Annotated in this window: 1 protein-coding gene; it reads left to right on the forward strand. The window is 69.2% G+C overall.

Annotated features, from left to right (window positions below):
* On the forward strand, positions 1-2,260 hold a 2,260-nt coding region (locus CHC08_RS46915), incomplete at both ends, for a type I polyketide synthase (protein ID WP_143653694.1).

Raw genomic sequence — 2,260 nt, forward strand, 5'->3', positions numbered from 1 at the left:
AGCTCTGGGACCTGGTCGCCGCAGGCACCGACGCGATCGGGGCGTTCCCGACCGATCGGGGCTGGGACCTGGAGGGGCTCTACCACCCGGACCCGGAGCATGCGGGGACCTCGTACGCCCGTGAGGGTGGGTTCCTGTATGACGCCGCCGAGTTTGATGCGGGGTTGTTTGGGATTTCGCCGCGTGAGGCGTTGGCGATGGATCCGCAGCAGCGGTTGTTGCTGGAGACCTCGTGGGAGGCGTTCGAGGCGGCCGGGGTCAGCCCGCTCGGCCTGCGAGGTGAGCCGGTCGGCGTGTTCGTCGGCGCCTCGTTCATGGGCTACGGGAGCGGACCGGTCGAGGCGGCCGATGGCGTCGAAGGGCATCTGCTGACGGGTACGGCGTCGTCGGTGATGTCGGGGCGTCTCTCCTATACGTTCGGGCTCGAAGGTCCGGCGGTGACGGTGGACACGGCATGCTCGTCGTCGCTGGTGGCACTGCACCTGGCCGCACAGGCGTTGCGATCGGGCGAGTGCTCGATGGCCCTGGTCGGCGGCGTGACCGTGATGCCGAATCCGGACATCTTCGTGGAGTTCTCCCGGCAACAGGGTCTTTCTCCTGACGGCCGGTGCAAGTCCTTCGCCGCCGAAGCGGACGGCACGGGGTGGGCCGAGGGTGCGGGCATGCTGCTGGTCGAGCGGCTGTCCGATGCCCGACGGCTCGGCCACGAGGTCCTCGCGGTGGTGCGGGGTACGGCGGTGAATCAGGATGGTGCGTCGAATGGGTTGACGGCGCCGAACGGTCCGTCGCAGCAGAGGGTGATTCGGACCGCGCTGGCCAATGCGGGTCTGTCCCCGGCTGATGTGGATGCGGTCGAGGCGCACGGCACCGGCACCACGCTGGGTGATCCGATCGAGGCGCAGGCGTTGCTGGCCACCTACGGCCAGGATCGGCAGACGCCGTTGTGGTTGGGGTCGGTGAAGTCGAATATCGGCCATACCCAGGCCGCGGCCGGTGTCGCCGGTATCGCGAAGATGGTGCTGGCCATGCGGCACGGTCTGCTGCCCGCGACGCTGCACGCGGAACAGGCCTCGTCGCACGTCGACTGGGCCTCCGGCGCGGTGTCGCTGCTCACGTCGGCGCAGCCGTGGGAGGCCGCTGACCGGCCGCGTCGGGCGGGCGTGTCGGCGTTCGGTGTCAGTGGCACGAACGCACATGTGATCCTGGAGGAGGCTCCGGCCGTAGAGCCGGTTGCCGCGCCGGTGCCGGCTGCGGATCTGCCGGTGGTGCCGGTGCTGCTGTCGGGGGCTGATGAGGCGGCGCTGCGGGCGCAGGCGGAGCGGCTGCTCGACCATCCCGGTGTGGATGCTGTTTCGCTGGCGGAGTTGGGTGCGGCTTCGGTACGGCGTGCCGCGCTGTCTCACCGGGCGGTCGTGCTTGCGGGTAATCGGGAGACGCTGGTTGACGGTGTGCGTGGTGTTGCCGTCGGCGCCGGTGGTTTGTCCGGGACCGTGGGTGCCGGCCGGATGGCGTTCTTGTTCTCTGGGCAGGGGTCGCAGCGGGTCGGTATGGGCCGGGGCTTGTATGAGACGTTCCCGGTATTTGCGGACGCGTTCGACCAGGTGGCGTTGCACATGGATGCCCATCTGGACCGGCCGCTGGCAGTGATGCTGGCCGATTCCGATGAGGAGCTGATTCACCAGACGGGGTATGCGCAGCCTGCGTTGTTTGCGGTTGAGGTGGCGCTGCATGCGTTGTTGTCGCACTGGGGTGTGAGCCCTGATGTGCTGGTGGGGCATTCGATCGGGGAGATCGCTGCGGCGCAGGTGGCGGGGGTGTTGTCGCTGGCGGATGCGGCCACGCTGGTCGCCGCCCGGGGGCGGCTCATGCAGGCGCTGCCCGCTGGCGGAGCGATGCTCGCCATCGGGGCGACCGAGGCGGATGTCCGGGCGCTCCTGGACTCCATGACCGACGGCGAGGCAAGTGACGGTGGTCTGACCTCCGCGGGCGGCGATAGGTCAAACGGCGGTGGCGAGTCGAGTGGCGGTGGCTCGGCCGTTGTGGGCGTCGGCGAGTCGACCAGCGGCGGTTTGGCCGTTGATGTCGCGGCGGTGAACGGTCCGGCTTCGGTGGTGGTCTCTGGGGCTGAGGCGGACATCGACCGGGTCGCCAAGTCGGCGGTGGAGCGGGGTTGGAAGGTCTCGCGGTTGCGGACGAGTCATGCGTTCCATTCGCGATTTATGGAGCCGATGCTGGCGGAGTTCGCCGAGGTTGTTCGTGG

Source organism: Streptosporangium subroseum (assembly GCF_900188345.1).
Lineage (GTDB): Bacteria > Actinomycetota > Actinomycetes > Streptosporangiales > Streptosporangiaceae > Streptosporangium > Streptosporangium subroseum.